This window comes from Hymenobacter nivis, assembly GCF_003149515.1.
GTDB classification, from domain to species: Bacteria; Bacteroidota; Bacteroidia; order Cytophagales; family Hymenobacteraceae; genus Hymenobacter; species Hymenobacter nivis.
On record NZ_CP029145.1, the window covers coordinates 793838 to 809913 of the forward strand.

The 16076-nt window shown below is 64.3% G+C and carries 14 protein-coding genes; 4 read left to right on the top strand and 10 right to left on the bottom strand.

What is annotated here, in order from left to right:
- Positions 1-402: 402 nt before the first annotated feature.
- A complete protein-coding gene (locus DDQ68_RS03340; protein ID WP_109654826.1) occupies positions 403-1158 on the top strand; it encodes a (Fe-S)-binding protein in 756 nt (251 codons plus the stop codon).
- A gap of 276 nt (positions 1159-1434) precedes the next feature.
- Here the strand turns inward: DDQ68_RS03340 and dapA are convergent, their stop codons facing one another.
- Positions 1435-2301, bottom strand: a complete 867-nt coding sequence (dapA, locus tag DDQ68_RS03345) for a 4-hydroxy-tetrahydrodipicolinate synthase (RefSeq protein ID WP_109654828.1) — start codon at positions 2299-2301, stop codon at positions 1435-1437.
- Positions 2302-2371: 70 nt separating this feature from the next.
- Between dapA and DDQ68_RS03350 the strand changes: the two genes are divergently transcribed.
- On the top strand, positions 2372-3310 hold the full coding sequence (locus DDQ68_RS03350; RefSeq protein WP_245897269.1) for a polysaccharide deacetylase family protein: 939 nt from the start codon (positions 2372-2374) through the stop codon (positions 3308-3310).
- 246 nt (positions 3311-3556) lie between these two features.
- On the top strand, positions 3557-4759 hold the full coding sequence (locus DDQ68_RS03355; RefSeq protein WP_109654830.1) for a lactonase family protein: 1203 nt from the start codon (positions 3557-3559) through the stop codon (positions 4757-4759).
- Between the two features lie 23 nt (positions 4760-4782).
- On the opposite strand, the gene ligA is transcribed toward DDQ68_RS03355, so the two are convergent.
- From ligA to DDQ68_RS03375, 5 genes are all read right to left on the bottom strand, one after another.
- On the bottom strand, positions 4783-6870 hold the full coding sequence (ligA, locus tag DDQ68_RS03360; protein WP_109654832.1) for an NAD-dependent DNA ligase LigA: 2088 nt from the start codon (positions 6868-6870) through the stop codon (positions 4783-4785).
- 144 nt (positions 6871-7014) lie between these two features.
- Entirely contained in the window at positions 7015-7191 is a 177-nt protein-coding gene (locus DDQ68_RS22465) for a hypothetical protein (RefSeq protein WP_162549783.1), read from the bottom strand.
- Positions 7192-7239: 48 nt separating this feature from the next.
- Positions 7240-7839 carry a hypothetical protein gene (locus tag DDQ68_RS03365; protein WP_109654834.1) on the bottom strand — a complete coding sequence of 200 codons (600 nt, stop codon included), beginning with the start codon at positions 7837-7839 and terminating at the stop codon, positions 7240-7242.
- A 136-nt stretch (positions 7840-7975) separates the two neighbouring features.
- Positions 7976-8737, bottom strand: a complete 762-nt coding sequence (locus tag DDQ68_RS03370; protein WP_162549784.1) for a hypothetical protein — start codon at positions 8735-8737, stop codon at positions 7976-7978.
- Positions 8734-10473 carry a S8 family serine peptidase gene (locus tag DDQ68_RS03375; protein ID WP_109654837.1) on the bottom strand — a complete coding sequence of 580 codons (1740 nt, stop codon included), beginning with the start codon at positions 10471-10473 and terminating at the stop codon, positions 8734-8736. Before DDQ68_RS03375 ends, DDQ68_RS03370 begins: the two co-directional genes overlap by 4 nt.
- Positions 10474-10597: 124 nt before the next feature.
- Between DDQ68_RS03375 and DDQ68_RS03380 the strand changes: the two genes are divergently transcribed.
- Positions 10598-11395: an OmpA family protein gene (locus DDQ68_RS03380; RefSeq protein WP_170121917.1), complete on the top strand. Its 798-nt coding sequence runs from the start codon at positions 10598-10600 to the stop codon at positions 11393-11395.
- A 350-nt stretch (positions 11396-11745) separates the two neighbouring features.
- Here the strand turns inward: DDQ68_RS03380 and DDQ68_RS03385 are convergent, their stop codons facing one another.
- The 4 genes from DDQ68_RS03385 to gatB form a co-directional block, all read right to left on the bottom strand.
- Entirely contained in the window at positions 11746-13143 is a 1398-nt protein-coding gene (locus DDQ68_RS03385; protein WP_109654839.1) for a M20/M25/M40 family metallo-hydrolase, read from the bottom strand.
- Between the two features lie 47 nt (positions 13144-13190).
- Positions 13191-13325: a hypothetical protein gene (locus DDQ68_RS24200; protein ID WP_281271075.1), complete on the bottom strand. Its 135-nt coding sequence runs from the start codon at positions 13323-13325 to the stop codon at positions 13191-13193.
- 148 nt (positions 13326-13473) lie between these two features.
- Positions 13474-13791, bottom strand: a complete 318-nt coding sequence (locus DDQ68_RS24925; protein WP_162549785.1) for a transposase — start codon at positions 13789-13791, stop codon at positions 13474-13476.
- An 813-nt stretch (positions 13792-14604) separates the two neighbouring features.
- Positions 14605-16059 carry an Asp-tRNA(Asn)/Glu-tRNA(Gln) amidotransferase subunit GatB gene (gene gatB / locus DDQ68_RS03395; RefSeq protein ID WP_109654843.1) on the bottom strand — a complete coding sequence of 485 codons (1455 nt, stop codon included), beginning with the start codon at positions 16057-16059 and terminating at the stop codon, positions 14605-14607.
- Between the last annotated feature and the right edge of the window lie 17 nt (positions 16060-16076).

The window sequence follows — 16076 nt, forward strand, 5'->3', positions numbered from 1 at the left end:
CAACTTCTTTGGGAGTCTTTTTGCATCACACCCATCCCCCTCCCAGAAATCTTAAACAGGTCCAATCAGTGCTTTAGGTGCTGTGCTACTTACCTCGTCCATTATTATTAAATACTGAAGCTGTTTAGGAAGTCGTCAGAACGTCACGCTGAGCTTGTCGAAGCATCTCTACTGCTTCGTTAAACAATTGATTCAATATGCGGTAGAGATGCTTCGACAAGCTCAGCATAACGTTCTATCTTGAATTTCCAGACTTCCTAAACAGCTTTACTATAGGTTTTTCCGTCAGAAACAATCCACCATTACGTAACTACCCACAGTTGGCATAGGGTTTTGCCTCGTGCCGTTTCCTCGCAAGCCGCGGCGAAGCAATACGGGGGCCGGCCGGCTTACTTTTGCTCTATGCCCGCCTCCGCTCCCATCGTCGATATTTTCGTGCCTTGCTTTGTAGACCAGCTCTACCCGGCCACGGCCCTGAGCATGGTCAAAATCCTGGAAGCCGTGGGCTGCCGAGTGCACTACAACCCCGCCCAAACCTGCTGCGGCCAGCCCGCCTACAACGCCGGCCACCTGGGCCCCGCCCGCGCCGTGGCCGCCAAGTTCATTGAGGATTTTACTCCTGCCCCCGCCGCCCCGGGGCCCCGCTACGTGGTCAGCCCCTCGGCCTCGTGCATCGGCATGGTGCGCAACAGCTTCACCGAACTGTTTGCCGGCCAGCCCGAAGCTGCCGCCTGCCGCCCCGTGCAGGCCCGTGCCTACGAGCTGACCGAGTTTTTAGTGGACGTGCTGGGCGTCATGGCCATCCCCGGGGCCCAGCTGGCGGGCGTTTATACTTACCATGACTCCTGCTCGGGGCTGCGCGAGTGTGGTATCGGCCCGGGGCCCCGGCTGCTGCTCGATGGCGTGGCTGGCCTTACGCGCCGCGAAATGGCCGAAACCAGCACCTGCTGCGGCTTCGGCGGCACGTTCGCCGTCAAGTTCCAGGCCATTTCGGTGGCCATGGCCCAGCAAAAGGTTGAGCACGCCCTCGACACCGGCGCCGACTACATCATCAGCACCGACGTAAGCTGCCTCATGCACCTGGAGGCCTACATCAAGAAGGAAAAACTACCCCTGCGCTGCCTCCACATCGCCGATGTGCTAGCCAGCGGCTGGTGACATCATTTAACATTTAACAAGATAGTCACTTGATTATTTGGTTTTTAATCCGGTTGTAAGCGGTATTTTACCAGGCTCCCCACAAAAGGGTATCATCCAACGAACTGTTCGTTAGATGTAAGAGCCGTTCCCGAACAAAAAGCTACATGAAGAATAACTTCATGCTTCGCTGCGTGCAACATGACGGCACAGCGACTATTAACCGCTGTTACGCAGTGCCTTCGGGCTAGGCACTACCCCCTGACCCTACTGCTGTAACAGCAGGGGCAACTGCCGTTACAGCAGCTTTTGGATGCGGTCTTGCAAGCCGGGGGTGGCTTCTATCAGGGGGAGGCGCACCGCGGCGTCGCACACGCCCAGGGCGGCCAGGGCAGCTTTTACGCCCACGGGGTTGCTCTCCTCGTACATCAGCGGGTTGAGGGGTAGCAGCTCGAAAAGCAAGCGGCGGGCCAGGGCGAAGTCGCCGGCCAGGGCGGCGCGAGTCATGTCGGAAAAGCGACGCGGCGAGGCGTTGGCCAGCACCGAAATAGCCCCCACGGCCCCGGCCGCGGCAATGAGCGCGGGCGTCATCATGTCGTCGCCGCTCAGCAGCGCGAAGCCCGCCGGCTTGAGGGCCCCGATGGTGAGGCACTGCTCCAAATTACCGCTGGCCTCCTTGATACCCACGATGTTGGGGTGGCGGGCCAGGCGCAGGGTGGTATCGGCGCTGAGGTTGGAGCTGGTGCGGCCGGGCACGTTGTAGAGCACCAGCGGCACCGGGCTGGCATCAGCCAGGTGCTGGTAGTGCGCCAATAAGCCGGCCTGGCTGGGCTTGTTGTAGGCGGGGCTGGCCGAGAGCACGGCAAACACGTCCTGCAAATCGACGACGCGGAGTTGCTCGGCGACGGCGGCCGTATCGTTGCCCCCAATGCCGTACATGATCGGCACGCGGCCCGCCACGTGGGCCTTGGCCGTGCGCAGCAGTTCGGCCCGCTCGGGGGCCGTCACGGTGGGCGACTCGCCAGTGGTGCCATTGATAACGAGGTATTCCACGCCGCCTTCGATGCAATGGTCGAGCAGGCGGTGCCAGGCGGCGTAATCAATTGAAAAGTCCGCGGCAAAGGGCGTGACCAGCGCCACACCGGTGCCGTGCAAGATATTCATGGGAGGGGCTAAAATGAGGTAGCTTTACGAGCAAAAATACACTCCCTTTCGCGCCCAGCGCTTTCTTTCCTTGCATCCCTCTGCTTACTTCCTGCTGGCTACCCTAGCCCTGGCCTCGGCCTGCGAATCGAAAACCGCTACTACCGGCGAGGCCAACGTGGCCGCCAAGTCGGCCACCGTGGCCGCCACCACCGCCGCGGCCGAAGACCCCGCCGACGCTCCCACGTCGGGCGCGGCCGCCACCGCCACCGACGAGGCCAACGCCGCCCCGACCCCCGCCCCCGGCACTATCCCGGCCGCCAAAGCCGCCGACGCGGCCGCCATCTACGCCCGGCCCCAGGTGCCCATTCTCTGCTACCACCAGATCCGGGACTGGACCGGCCGCGACTCAAAAGGCGCTAAGGACTACATCGTTCCGGTGGCCGCCTTCAAGGCTCAGATCAAGATGCTGGCCGACTCGGGCTACCATACCATATCGCCCGACCAGCTCTACGCCTACCTCACCACCGGGGCCCGGCTGCCGGCCAAGCCCATCATGCTCACGTTCGACGACACCGACCTGGACCAGTTCACCGTCGCCCGGCCCACGCTGGCGCAGTACGGCTTCAAGGCCATGTACTTCGTAATGACCGTGAGCCTGGGCCGCCCCCACTACATGAGCAAGGCGCAGGTGAAGCAGCTCTCCGACGAGGGTAACGTCATCGGCTCGCACACCTGGGACCACCACAACGTGAAAAAATACCAGGGCCAGGACTGGGTGACGCAAATCGACAAGCCCACCAAAACGCTGGAGGACATCACGGGTAAGAAAATCAATTACTTCGCCTACCCCTTCGGCCTCTGGAATCCGCAGGCCTTCCCCGAGCTGAAGCAGCGCGGCTTCGTGGCTGCCTTTAGCTTGGCCGAAAAGCGCGACCAGCAGGACCCGCTCTTCACCATCCGCCGCATCATCGCCAGCGGCTACTGGAGCCCGCGCACGCTGCACAACAGCATCGTGCAGAGCTTTTAGGGGCCCTGGGGGCCCTAGTTTACCTGATAAAAGCCCGGCGCCTGCCTTGTCCTTACCCACAGCTTAAGAAAGTGCCAACCTGTCGGCCGGCGCTTTCTTAAGCTGTGGGTGAGGACAAGGGGCTTGGGGCCCTGGGCGGTGCGGCGGCTCTTTAATTTAATCGTGCGTACTTCGCGGAGGCCGCGGCCAGGGCCTACAATTGGGCCCCCGGGCGCGGTCGCCGTTCGTCTTTTTTCTTTCGCGCTGATGTTAAAACCTGGTTTATTTAATCGTTTTATCGTGGCAGTGGCCGCGCTGGCCGCCGGCTCCGGCCTACTAGGCTGCGCCCGCACGGCCCCCGCCACCGGCGGCGCGGCCGAGCTGGTGTACATCGGCACCAACGTGGCGTCGGAGCAGGAAAACACCATCTACCTCTACCGCCTCAATCCCGCCACGGGGGCCCTGGTGCCGGTGAGCGCATACAAAGGCGGCGCCCAGCCCACTTACCTGGCGATGGACGCCAACCACCGCCACCTTTACGCGGTGAGCGAAACGGGCACCTTCAAGGGCCAGGACCACAGCGGCGGGGTGAGCACGCTGGCCGTCGATGGCCGCACGGGGGCCCTCACCATGCTCGGCCAGCAGTCCTCCACGGGGGCGTCGCCCTGCTACATCAGCCTCGACAATACCGGTAAAAACGCTTTGGTAGCCAATTATATGGGCAGCGCCATAGGTGGCAACGTGGCCATGCTACCGGTGCAGCCCGACGGCCAGCTGGCCGCCGCCACCGCCACCGACCAGCACCAGCTGCCCGTGGGGCCCCACGCCAACCAGACCATGCCCCACGCCCACTCGCTGCTGCCCGACCCAGCCAACCGCTTCGCCTTTTCGGCCGACCTGGGCACCGACAAGGTGTATGCATATCGCCTCGACGCGGCGCAACACAGTTGGCAGCCCCTGCCCGCACCGGCATTCGCGGCGAAGCCCGGTGCGGGGCCCCGCCACCTCACCTTCCACCCCAACGGCCGCTACGCGTACCTGGTTAACGAGCTGAATTCTACGGTTACGGCCCTGGCGTACAATGCCACCGCGGGCACCTTCCGCGAGCTGCAAACGCTGACCACACTGCCGGCCGGCTTCAGCGGCGACAACTCCGGGGCCGACGTGCACGTGGCCCCCGACGGACGTTTTCTATACACCTCCAACCGGGGCCGTAATAGCATTGCCGTGTTCGCCATCGCCGCCGACGGCCAGCTCGCGCCCGTGCAGGACGTGGACACGCAGGGCAAAACACCCCGCAACTTCGCCCTCGACCCCAGCGGCCGGCTGCTGCTGGTGGCCAACCAGAACTCCAACAACGTCTTCACCTACCGCGTTGATAAACAAACCGGGCGGCTCACCCCCACTGGCCAGCACATCGACGTGCCCTCGCCTATGTTTGTGGAAGTCGTGCCGGATTTCACGAAGTAGCAACCGGTGCGGGCCCCTGCATTTTACCCAAACAGTTCGCCCTGGGCCCCTGTTGCCGGCGACTCGGCTTCCGTTTCAATCTCAATTTCGCCAGCGGCGGGCAGCAGGGCCATCAGGTCGGCTTCGGAGATGATGGGTACTTTGAAGCCGATGGCTTTTTCGCGCTTGGCGGGGCCCATATTTTCGCCTGCCACCAAGTAGCTGAGCTTCTTGGAGATGGAGCCGGTAATTTTACCGCCGTTCGAGACGATGATATGTTGCAGCTCGTCGCGGCTGTGCTCGGCGAATACGCCCGAGAGTACGAATGTGAGACCCGCCAGCCGGTCGGAGGCCGGCACGGGGGCCTCGCCGGTGAGGGCCAGCTGCACGCCGGCTTGGCGCAGGCGCGCGAGCAGTTCGCGGTTTTGGGGCTCTTGCAGCCAGGCGGCGGCGGCCACAGCAATTACGCCGCCCACCTCGGGCACAGCGGCCATTTCTTCGGCCGTGGCGGCGGTTAGGGCATCGACGTCGCGGTAGTGCTGGGCGAGCTTTTGGGCCACGGTTTCACCCACGTAGCGGATACCCAGCCCGAACAGCACCCGCGGGAACGGCACCTGCTTGCTGGCCTCGATGCCGGCAATGAGGTTGTCGATGGACTTCTCGCCCAGCCGCTCCAGCGTCACTAGCTCGGCGCGGCGTGCGGGCAGGTCGTAGATGTCGGCCGGCGTGTTCACCAGGCCCAGGTCGAAGAGGCGGCCCATTGTTTCGGCCCCCAACCCGTCGATGTTCAGTGCTTTGCGGCTCACGTAGTGCTCCAGCCGGGCCTTGAGCTGGGGCGGGCAGCCGCGCTCGTTAGGGCAGCGGAAGTGGGCCTCGCCCTCGGGCCGCACCAGCGGCGTGCCGCAGGCCGGGCACACGGTGGGATACACGATGGGCAGGGCCCCGGCGGGCCGGGCGGCGAGCACCACGCCCGTGATTTTGGGGATGATTTCGCCGCCCTTTTCCACTAGCACCGTGTCGCCGAGGCGCAGGTCGAGGGCCGCTATCTGATTGGCATTGTGCAAAGTGGCTCGCTTGACGACGGTACCGGCCAGCGGCACGGGGTCCAGCAGGGCCACGGGCGTCACGGCGCCGGTGCGGCCCACGTTGTACTGCACCTCACGCAGTTGGGTGCGGGCCGCCTCGGCCGGGTACTTGTAGGCAATGGCCCAGCGTGGGCTTTTGGCCGTGAGGCCCAATTGGTCTTGCTGGCGCAGGTCGTCTACCTTGATAACGATGCCGTCCGTAGCCACCGGCAGGGTGAAGCGTTGCTTCTCCCACTGGTGGATAAACTCCAGCACCTCAGCCAATGACGCGCAGACTCGCCACGTGTCCGATACCGGCAGGCCGTAGGCAGCCAGGGCCCCCAAGGCCTCGCTGTGCGCGGTGAAGTGGCGGCCCGGCGTGAGCAGCGAGTAGGCAAAGAACCGTAGCTTGCGGGCCGCTACCTGGGCCGAATCTTGGAGCTTGAGGGTGCCGCTGGCGGCGTTGCGGGGGTTGGCCAGCAGGGCCTCGCCGTTCTGCTCGCGCTCAGCGTTCAGCTCGGCAAACACGGGTAGTGGCAGGAACACTTCGCCGCGCACCTCGAAGTCGGCGGGCTGGCCGGGGGCCGGGCGCAGGTGCAGCGGCAGCGTGCGGATAGTGCGCACGTTGGCCGTCACCACGTCGCCGCGGGTGCCATCGCCGCGCGTCACGCCCTGGTGCAGCTCGCCGTTTTGGTAGGCCAGGCTCATGGCTACGCCATCGAACTTCAGCTCGCACACGTAGCGGTACGGAGCCCCTTCCAAACCCTTCTGCACCCGTTCGTCGAACTCGCGCAGGTCGTCTTCCGAGTACGTGTTGCCCAGGCTGAGCATGGGGAAACGGTGCACCGAAGTGGCGAACTGCTTCGTGACGGTGCCGCCCACGCGCTGGGTGGGCGAGTTGGGCAGCGCCAGCGTGGGGTGCGCGGCTTCGAAGGCGCCCAGCTCGGCCAGCAACTGGTCGAATTCCTGATCCGACACCTCGGATGTATCACGCTGGTAATATTGGTGGTTGAGGTAGTGAAGGCGCTCGGTAAGGGCCTGCATACGGGTCTGAATAGCGTCGGACATACAAACAAAATAACAGCGGGTGGGCCACGGCGGCAAAAACAGCCCGGCGGCCGAAGCGCCGCCGGGCTGGCAAATAACGGCCCCCGGCCCGGGCCCAACGCAAAAAGGCCGCCCAAAGGCGGCCTTTCGGGCAACAACGCGGCGCTACTGGGGCGGGGCTACCGGGGCGCCGGGGCCCACCGGCACGTCGGCGCCGTGGCCGCTTACTTCCACTTGGGGGCCCACGGGCAATATGGGGTTGATGGGAGCCACCGAGGGGAAGAACCGCTCATACAACAGGATGACCACCAAAACGGCCACAAACGACAGGAAGAATTTCATCGGGCAAAAAAGCAGGTAAACGTATTAAAACCAAAACGAACAAGAAGCTTACTGACTCAGCACCACGGCCTTGCGCAGCTTACGCACGTAGGCCAGGCGGCGTTCCGAGCCGTCGGGACCCGGGAAGTCGAAGGCCACGGCGCTGGGGTCGGCGCGCAGGGCCTGCCACACGGCCGCGTCCACTTCGGCGGGCTGGGGCTCCTGTGTGGGCACGGCGGGCTGCGAGAAGTGGCTGGCGGCAAAAAAGGTGTTCATGCCGCGCAGAATGGCAATTTCCTGGTCGCGGATGGTGGTGGGGCGGGCATCAGCCTGGCCGTCGAGCAGGGCGCGGGCCGGCAGCACCTCGTGGCGCAGGGTATCGCCGGCGGTACTGGTCACGATGAGGTGCACCTGGCCGGTGAGGATGCGCGCGCCGCGCAGCTGCACCGTGAAGTTGTCGCGGGTTTTGGGGTTGGAAAACGCGTGGGTGGCGCGCACCGTGTTCAGCACGGTTTGGCTGTTGAGGCGGTTGCGGGCCCCGGGGGCCGGCGGCACGTAGGTAGTGCGGGGGTCCTTGTTGGTGTTAGCGGTTTCGCGCTCGGTGGTAGCGCACGAAAAAGCGGCGGGCAACAGAGCCGCCGTTACGAGGTAGCGGAAAAATGATTGCATATAAAATAATGATACCTGGAAAGGAACTCAAAAGTAATGCCGGAACGGTGGGACCCCGCGGCCTCGCCGCATAATGATTACTGAATATACGAAAAAGACCTCGGCAAAGGATATCATTAGCCGCCATTCTACGACCTCAAAATAACCCAATCTCGAACCCTACCACCCAAGGCGGCAGGTCGGGGCCGTCGCTCGGAGCACCGCCGGAGCGGCGCAGGGGGCTCAAGCGGCGGCGGGCCACCAGGGCGTAGCGGTCAAAGCCCAGGCGGGCTCCCGCACCACCGGCCCAGCGGCGCAGATACGGCAGGCCGGCGTCGGTGGTGGTGATGCGGGCGGGGCCCCCGGGGGCGGGGTAGTCAGCGGCGGTACGGGCGGTGCCGGCCACCCAGCCGCCCCAGGCCAGCAAATCGAGATACGAGCCCACGGTGTTGCCCCGGCGGCCGGCGTTGAGGCGCAGCCCGCCCTCGGCCTGAATTTGGTGCAGGCCCAGGGATTCGGAGCGGTGCAGGCCGGTACTGGGAAAGGTTTTGGCGGCCGTTTGGTCGAAGCCGTAGCGCAGGTAGGCGTAGCGCAGGTCGGCAACCGCGGCCACGTTTTGGGTGAAGCGCCGCTTGAGCCGCCCACCCAACTGCAGCTCGGCCGACGGTAGCCCGTGGCGCAACGGGGCGTCAGGGGCCCCGGGGCCCGCCACCAGCCCCGCCCCCACGTAGAGGTGGCCGAAGTAGCGGCGGTTGGGGCCCGTGCGGTTCAGCAGGGTATCGTCGGCCACGTTGGCGCGCAGCAGTACTTGCTGGGCGCGGGCCGCGCCCGGCAGCAGCAGGGCCACCGCCAGGGCGCGGGCGGCGGGCCCCAGGTTCGTCCAAAATTCGCGCAAGCGTCGTTCCGTAAGTAGGCTCATTCCGAGTACGTGGCCGTGTAGCCTTTGAATTCCACCCGCAGCGCGTCGCCGCCGCGCAGCAGCCGGCGCGGCACTTGCAGCACCAGGCGCTGCGTTACGGCGCGCACTTCGTAGCGGCGCAGCACGCCGCGGCGGTCGGCAAGGTGCCAGTAGAGGTAAGGGGGGAAATCGGGCGCCGGGGCGGGGGCCGGTTCGCCGGGCGGCGGGGGCCCCGGGGCGTCGAGCAGCTCGGCCACTAGGGGCAGCTCCTGGGCCGGGCGCGTGGCCGCGGCGGGCCGCAGCACTATGGCCACCAGCGAATCGTTGGGCACAAAATCAAAGGTAGGCCCCACGGGGCTTACGGGACCTTTTTCCAGGAAAAAAGCCGCTCGGGGTAGGCCGTAGCCGCTGGCGTAGTCGAAATATGGGTAAAGGCCGCCCGCCTCCCGCAGTTGCCCGTAGAGCTGGGCCGCCGTGAGGCCCCGGCGCTGCTGCCAGGCGCAGGCCGCAAAGCCCGCTACCAGCGGTGCGGCAAACGAGGTGCCCTCCAGCCGCTCGTAGCGGCCACCGGGCGTGGCACTCAGTACGATGCCGAAGGCCGACACGTCGGGCTTCACGCGGCGGTCGGCACTGGGGCCTACCGAGCTGAAGGCTAGGTGCAGGCCCGTGGCGGGGTCTAGCCCGCCCACGGCCAGCACCGAGTCGGCGTCGGCCGGCGTACCAATGCGCACCCAGTCGGTGTCGCCATCGTTGCCGGCAGCGCAGACAACCAGCATGCCCTTGCGGGCGGCCAGGGCGGCGGCGCGCCCCACCAGGCTGCGGCGGCCGTTCATTTCTTCGGGGAAGTAGCGCTGCTCGGTGTAGGCCAGCGAGGAGTTGATGATGTCGGCGCCCTCGCGGTCGGCCCACTCGGCGGCGGCCAGCCAGGCTTCTTCCTCGCTCAGGGTTTCGCGCAGGGCCCGCTCGGTGCGGGCCAGCAGGTAGTCGGCGGCGGGGGCCAGGCCCAGGGCGGGCCCGGTGGCCAGGGCCGCGCTGGGGCCCCCGGGCAGGCGGCCGGCCAGGCAGCCCAGCACCTCGGTGCCGTGGCTACCGCCGCGGTACACGTCGGGCCGGTTAGCCAAAAAGTCGTGGGCGGCCACGATGCCGTGGCGCGCCCGCAGCGCCGCAAACGCCGGGTGCCGGTCCACGCCCCGAAATCCTACATCAAACAGCGCAATGCGCAGTCCGCGGCCGTCCAGGCCGGCGCGCTGCCAGGCAGGGGCCCCCAGCACGGCGGTTTGGCGGCGGGCCAGCAGGTAGTCTTCGGGCGAAATGTAGGGCGGTTCGTCGGCCGGCTTTTGGCCCGCCGGGGCCCCTGCGCGCCGCGCTGCCACGGCGGGCCGCGCCGGCTGCTGCGGCCACGCGGCCACGGCGCGCACGCCCGGCAGGGCCCCCAGCGCGGCGGCCTGGGCGGGGGTGGCGCGCACAGCCACGGCGTTGAACCAGCGGCTGACGAGCGTCACGGTATCCACGGCGGCGCGGATGTGGGCTACGTAGTCGGCGCGCACGGGCCGGTCCGATTCCTCGAAGGCGGGCAGGTGCTGGCGGGCGCGGCGGGCGCGGGCCGGGGCCGAGAAGTAGGTTTGGGGGTCGAAGGCCGTCCCGTCTTTATCGGCCAAAGCCACCCAGTAGCGGGCGGGCGGCGCCGCCGATTGGGCCCGGGCGGCGGGGGCCCCGGCCAGGGCCCCCAGGCAAGCAACAAGTAGGAAACAGCGCACGACAACAGCGGAAAGCCCAAAGGTAACCCTGGCCGGCCGCGCCCGTTTTAAGCCCAACGTTGCGCGGGCCCGCCGGCTACCGCTGGGCCCAAGCTTTTTTCTCATCCTACTAGCTTTATACTCCATGATGCGTTCCTTCGCCCCCGCCCTGCTCGTGGTTGCCGCGCTGGCCCTGCCCGGCTGTAACCAGAAAGAAATTGCGGCCCTGCAACAGCAAAATAGCGACCTGACCAGATCACGCGACCAACTTCAAGTCGAAAAATCGGCCCTCGCGTCCGAGAAAAACCGCAGCGAGGAAAGCCTGCGCGGTAGCCTGCTCAACAAAAACAACCAAGTGAACCAGCTCAACTCCACCCTGGGCACCACTGAGCAGGACCTGGCCGGCAAAAACGCCCGCATTGCGGAGTTGCAGCGCATCCTCGACGAGAAGGACGCCGCCACCAAGGCCCTGCGCCAGCGCGTGAGCGACGCCCTGCTCGGCTTCAACGCCCAGGACCTGCAAGTGAACGTGAAGAACGGCAAGGTGTATGTGTCGCTTTCCGAGCAGCTACTCTTCAAATCGGGCTCGACGAAAGTGGATCCCAAGGGCCAGGACGCGCTGCTCAAGCTTGCTAACGCCCTGAAAGACAATAAGGACGTGAACGTACTGGTGGAAGGCCACACCGACAATGTGCCCATCAAGGGCGGCTTGGTGAACGGTGCCAAAGATAACTGGGACCTGAGCGTGCTGCGGGCCACCGAAATCACGCGCCTGCTCACCTCCGCTGGCATGGACCCCGGCCAGGTAACGCCCTCGGGCCGTGGCCAGTACCTACCCGTCGTAGCCAACGACACGCCCGCCGACAAGGCTTTGAATCGCCGCACCGATATTATTCTGACGCCAAAACTAGACGAGCTATTTTCGATTTTGAACCCCAACTAATTTGGGTGCCCTAGCGCACAGAAAAGGCCTGGTTAGAAACAACCAGGCCTTTTTGCGTCAAACAGACTGTCAACCACTTGGACCAATTTATTATTTTGGGCGGTGGTCCAAAGCGAGATGATTTCGGTATTTCACTCAATTTGTGGTGTATGAATATTCGTCCTTCCAGCTTTCCTGACGTGTTTTTAAGCTGACTTAATTAACAAACTAAAGGTCCGGCATCATCCTGCTTTGGACCACCGCCCGTTCAGTAAATGCCTGAAAATGCACACCGCCCGAATTAAAATTATCATCGATAACCATAACCTCAATATCACCCTAGATTAGACCACCACCATAAATTCTTTCAGTTACAAACTATACTTGGCTAGCAAATAAATCAGCGCGGCCATGCTGCCGGCTCCTAGTTCCAGCTCGCGGCGGTTCACCTTGTCGAACGTATCGGCGGTAGTGTGGTGGATGTCGAAGTAGCGCTGCGAGTCGCAGTCGTAGCCGATAAGGGCTTTGGGGTGCACGGCGGCTTCGAGGGGCTCGATGTCGGTACCCGCGTGGCCGGGCATAATGTCGGCGGCGTGGTAGGGGCGCAGCAGGGGGGCCCAGGCCGCGATTTTGCGCTGCACCTCGGAGCTGCCCTGCATGGCAAAGCCGCGGGGCGTGAAGCCGCCGCCGTCGCTCTCAATGGCCGCCAAGTGGGTTTCCTTGTTTGCCTGGGCCAGGCGGGCGTACTCGTTGCCGCCGCGGGTGCCATTTTCCTCGTTCATGAAGAGCACGGCGCGTACGGTGCGCTCGGGCTTGAGGCCGGCGGCGTGCAGCAGACGCAGGGCCTCCATGCTCTGCGTCACGCCGGTGCCGTCGTCGTGGGCCCCCTGGGCGAGGTCCCACGAGTCGAGATGGCCGCCGACGGTGATGATTTCCTGCGGGAATTTCGAGCCCCGGATTTCGCCCACCACGTTGTAGCTTTTTACGTCGGGCAGCATCTGGCAGCCCATTTCCAGCTCAAATTTCAGGCTTGGGTCGGCCTTCAGCAACAGGCTGAGGCGGTCGGCAGCCAGGGTGCTGAGGGCCGCGCCGGGCACCTGCGGCGCCCCCGCTGCGTACTGCGTAGTGCCGGTGTGGGGGTTGTCGTCGCGGGCGCTGGTGAGGGAGCGCACCAGGGCCCCCACGGCGCCGCGGCGGCCGGCCTCGGCGGGGCCGCTGCGGCGCTGGTCGCCGGCGGCGCCGTAGGCCTGGCCCGGCTCAATGAGGGCATCATCGAAGGGCCGGTTGAAGAACACGAACTTGCCCTTTACAGCGGCGTCAGGCAGCTTTTTCAGCTCGTCGAGACTGTGCACCTCCACCACGCCGGCACGCAGCTTGCCGCTGGTGCCCACCGAGTTGCCCAGCGCGCACACGGCCACGGGCACGCTCTTGCCCTTGTTGCCAATGATTTCGCCACGCTCCTTGGGGCCCCGCACCCAGTGCGGCACCATCACTTCCTGCAAGTACACCTTGTCGAAGCCCGCTTTTTCCATCGTGCGCTGGCCCCACTCCACGGCCAGTTGGGCCTGGGGCGAGCCCGAAAGCCGCCCGCCAATGGTGCCGGTGAGGTAGCGCAAATTCTCGTAGCACTGCCCGCGCAGCAGGGCCTCGTCAAAGATGCGGCGGATATTGAGCGAGTCGGTTTTGGGCCCCGCGGGCGCGATTTGGGCACGGGCGGCGGGGCCACCAGCCAGCAGGCCGGCCAGGAGCAAAGCAGAAAAATAGCGCATCGGTTGAACAGTAAAAAGGCGAGGCAATCGGCCAAAAGTACCCACTATTACCGCTTGGGCCACACGCCGGGCCACAGCCCGCACTGCCGTAGCATCCGGGCCACGGGCGAATCGGGCTGCAGCAGCGGGATGAGTTCAGCGTAGGGAATGGTGGTGTCAATCGGGCCGTATATATAGCGCACTATTTCATAAGTCCTGTGCTGAAATAACAGCCCTTCCTCAACCATACCAAGCCCATGATTGGGCAACGGCACCAGCAGCGGATTGACTTCGGACGTGTTTATTAGAGCAAATCCCATGTCATTGTGCATGATACCCACAATGGTCAAACTAGTTTTTGGCATCCTGTTCGGTTATCCACCCGGCCGCGGCCCGGATGGCGTCCTCGAGCAAGTCGCGGGTACGCGCCTGGGCCGTGCGCAACCAGGTTTTGAGTTTACTAAAGGCTAACCCAATCGGGTTGAAGTCCGGAGAATAGGGCAGCAGGCACAGCAGACATGCCCAGTATTTTTGAACAATTTCGTCTAAGCCCGCTACTTTGTGGACCGAGAGGTTATCGCACACCACTACGTCGCCGGGCTGCAGCGCGGGGCGGGGCACTTGGTCGAGGCAAGCGGCAAACACGTCCCCGTTGACGGCCCCGTCCACGCTCCGTAGGCGCCCAGCCCGTCGGGGGTGAGCGCGGCGATGAGCGTCACGTTGGGCCCGGCGTGCAGCGGCCCGGCTTGGTCCACGCGCCGGCCGGCCGGGCCACGGCCGTAGCGGCGGCAATAGGGCAGGTTCGTACGGGTTTCATCGACGAAGACAAAACGCATCATCTCTTCGCGCTGAACGTGTTCTGTAAACGAGCGCCGTAACTCAACGACGCGCTCCGTGCCGCGTTCGGCGGCGTGAATGCTTTTTTTACGGTCCCAGCCCCGCCCGATGACGGCGCCCCCAGGGCCGATTGACTCAGCTTCGAGCCCCCGGCCGCCACTAGAGCCGTGCAGCGTTCGTTCAGTTCCACATCGGGCTGCGCCACCAGACAGGCCACCAGGTGGAGGCACCCCGCCGGGTCCAGGCGGGGCGCCGGGCCACCACCGGCCGGAAGAACAGCCAGCGAGCCGCTCTTACGTTTTCGACTTAATAGCTTGTTCACAAAAGAAATAGGGACGCTGAATTGGGCTGCCACCTGATAAATCCGAGCCTTTGACTCAGTACAGGCTGCCGCGATGCGTTCCCGCAAATCAATCGAATATGCTTTCGTACCTAAAGTTGCGTGAAACTCTATACAATAACTTGGGAACCGTTCTAACTGCCCATTGGGTTCTTGGAGACTTTTAGTGGAGCTGAGGCAATTTGAGCATTTGCTGTGGTACAAATTACTGAAATTAAATAGGTTATGATTAACCGCCTATCCGCTAAGTAGCTGCTCCACTAAAAGTCTCCAAGAACCGCCCATTGTTAACTGACAGCTGATTTTCAGCCTTCTAGGGCGGCGCGCAGCAGCTGGTTGGCCTGCTTGGGGTCGGCCTTGCCACCGGTGAGCTTCATGAGCTCGCCCATGAACATGCCGGTGAGCGATTTTTTGCCGGCCCGGTACTCGGCCACTTTGGCCGGGTTGGCGGCCAGCACCTGCGCCACCAGGGCCCCCAGCGCGTCGCCGTCGGTTTTGCTGAGCAGGCCCAGGGCCTCGGCTGCCCCAGTGGCGTTGGCCGTGGGATGCTCCAGCAAGTACGGAAATAACTGCTTGCTGGCCACCGAGTAATTGATCTTGTCCTCGTCAATCAGTTCAATGATGCCAGCAAGCTGGGCGGGGTCGAGCGGGAAGTCTTCCATCGCCAGGGCCCGCTCGTTGAGGTACGACTTCACGGGGCCCATCACCCAGTTGGCGGCGGCCTTGGCGTTGGGCGTGAGGCGGGCCAGGCCGTCGAAGTACTGGGCCACTTCCTTCTGGTCAATCAGCACCGAGGCGTCGTAGTCGCTCAGCCCCAGCTCGCCGGTGAAGCGGGCGTAAAGCTGCTGCGGCAGCGCCGGCAGCTCGGCCTGGATGCGGTGCAGCCAGGCGTCGTCGATGATGAGCGGCGGCAGGTCGGGCTCGGGGAAGTAGCGGTAGTCGTTCAGCGTCTCCTTGCTGCGCTGCCCGTTGGTGGTGCCGGTCACGGCGTCGAAGCCGCGGGTTTCGCTGGCCACTTCCTCGCCGGCCTCCACGAGGGCAATCTGGCGCTCAATCTCATAGGCAATGGCGCGCTGCACGTTGCGGAAGGAGTTCATGTTCTTCACTTCCACCTTCACACCGAACTCGGGGGCTCCGTGCAGCATCACCGAGATGTTGGCGTCGCAGCGCAGCGAGCCTTCCTCCATGTTGCCGTCGCAGATGCCGAGGTACTCCACCAGCTTTTTAATTTCGGTGAGGTAGGCGTAGGCTTCCTCGCTGGTGCGGATGTCGGGTTCGCTCACAATCTCAATCAGCGGCACGCCGGCGCGGTTCAGGTCGACCAGGGTTTCGGTTTCGCCGGCCAGGTGTATCGATTTGCCCGCGTCCTCTTCCATGTGGATGCGCGTGACGCCGATGCGCTTCACTTCCTCGCCCACCCGCACGTCGAGGTAGCCGTCGTAGCAAATCGGGGTTTTGTCCTGCGTAATCTGGTAGCCCTTAGGCAGGTCGGGGTAAAAGTAGTTTTTGCGGGCAAACAGATTGTCGCGTCGGATGTGGCAGTTAGTGGCCAGGCCCATTTTCATGGCAAAGTCCACGGCCGTACGGTTCACCTTGGGCAGGGTGCCGGGGTGGCCAAGGGTGATGACCGAGAGGTTGGTGTTGGGGGCCATGCCATACTCGTTCTCGTCGGACGAGTACATTTTGCTGCGCGTGAGCAGCTGGGCGTGTACTTCCAGCCCAATCACGGGTTGGTACTTGGCAAGCAGGGCGTCGTCCATATAATACAGCGAATGAG